The following is a 1,973-nucleotide window of genomic DNA, read 5'->3' on the forward strand; positions in this document are numbered from 1 at the left end:
GGACTTGTCCCTGGTCTTGTGTCCTGAACATGAATAGGAGTTGGTTGTAGGGCAGCTTCTGGAAATGGTGCTGTGGGGGAGATGAAGGTTTTGTGGCCCTTCGGAGCCGCCCTGCGGGGGGAGGCTCCAAACTGCCTCATGCTGCGTTAGCTGACGACTGTCGTGGTGAGCGATGAGGAAAAGGCGTCGTGAGAGGCGTCAAGTGGGGACCGGAAAGACGAACGCAAGTGAATCGCTGCTGACGTGTCGAAAGACAACCAGACGACATCAAAACCGGGGTGTGACCAGAATCCCGGGATGAGCCTGGCGGGTGCCCGCCTATTGGCCAGGTGGTGTCCGGCATGTAGGCGACGTGAGTCCGGTCTGCGGCTTCCGCACGGAACAGGAGAAGGCAGGCTCCGACACTGCCCACCAGTAGCGGTGGGCGAGAGGGAGTGCCCCAAGCAGCGGAAACTGTGAGGGGTCGAGTACCGACGCGGGGCGTGCTGGCGGACCGGCTCGTAGTAGTGGCGAAGCCCCTGTAATGGGAGTGGAGCGAAGGGGCCGGGTCGTTCGTGACTGTGTTGATCGCATCAACCGGACGGTGTCCGGGAGGAGTCCGATGGGCCAGTTGAAGTCACAGGCCAAGCCGTTTGATATTTCGAAGTGGGAAGTCAAGGAGGCGTGGGAGGAAGTCAGGGCGAACAGAGGCGCCCCAGGGGTGGATGGACAGAGTCTCGCCGACTTCGAGAAAGACCTGAAGAGCAACCTTTATAAGGTCTGGAATCGTATGTCGTCGGGCTCATACTTTCCGCCTCCGGTGCGCGCAGTTCCTATTCCGAAGCCGAATGGTGGTGGCACGAGGATGCTCGGCATTCCCGCTGTCGCCGACCGGGTGGCGCAAACCGTGGTGGCCCGGCACCTGATGCGACGGGTGGAGCATGTTTTCCATCCGGACAGCTTCGGATACCGACCAGGACGGTCTGCCTTGGATGCGGTGGAGAAATGCCGGGAGCGTTGCTGGAAGAGGGACTGGGTGGTGGAGTTCGACATCGCCAAGTTCTTCGACAGCGTGCCCTGGGACCTGCTGGTCAAGGCGGTGGAAAGGCACACTGACGCCGTTTGGGTGAAGTTGTATGTGCGGCGGTGGCTCGCTGCCCCGCTCGCCATGCCCGACGGCTCCCTGCTGGAGCGGGAGTGCGGGACATCCCAAGGGGCCCCGGTATCTCCCGTTTTGGCGAACCTGTTCCTGCACTACGCGTTTGACACCTGGATGGCCCGGGAGTTCCCGGCCGTCTGGTTCGAACGGTATGCGGATGACGCGGTCGTGCACTGCGTCTCCGAGCGTGAGGCCCGACAGGTGCTGGCCGCGCTCTCGGACAGGATGGCCGAGGTCGGACTGCAACTGCACCCGGCCAAGACCAGGATCGTGTACTGCCGGGACGGAAAACGCCGAGGCTCCTACGAGCACACGTCGTTCACGTTCCTAGGATTCACGTTCCGCGCCAGGCGAAGCCGGAACCGGCACGGAACACAGTTCCTGTCGTTCAATCCGGCGGTCAGCAAGGACGCCCTGAAGAAGATGGGGCGGGAGGTGCGTTCCTGGCACCTGCACACCCGCTCGGATCTGTCCTTCAACGAGCTCGCCCGCAGGATCAATCCTGTGGTGGCCGGCTGGCTCAACTACTACGGCCGTTTCCGGCCCTGGGAGTTGCGCTCCCTCGTGATGCGCATCAATGCCTACTTGGTGCGTTGGATCCGCCAGAAGTACAAACGGCTCGCGGGCAAGCGGAAGGCCATCGCGAAGATGCGGGAGATCGCTCAGCGATACCCCCGCATGTTCGCGCACTGGCGCGTGACGGCGGACGCCGTGCTGGCCTGATGATCAGAGCGACAAGAGCGGAGTGACGAGAGATTGTCACGCTCCGTTCTGTGAGAGCCGAGGGGTGAGATTCCCCTCGGCTACTCGGCAGCGTGGACTCCACCACCGCCCG

Annotated in this window: 1 protein-coding gene; it reads left to right on the plus strand. The window is 62.7% G+C overall.

The features are described from left to right. The first annotated feature begins 601 nt into the window (after window positions 1–601). Window positions 602–1,861, plus strand: coding sequence for a group II intron reverse transcriptase/maturase (ltrA, locus tag AB0D14_RS44900; RefSeq protein ID WP_362791307.1), 1,260 nt, complete (start codon window positions 602–604; stop codon window positions 1,859–1,861). Window positions 1,862–1,973: the final 112 nt, after the last annotated feature.

Source organism: Streptomyces sp. NPDC048484 (assembly GCF_040651415.1).
Lineage (GTDB): Bacteria > Actinomycetota > Actinomycetes > Streptomycetales > Streptomycetaceae > Streptomyces.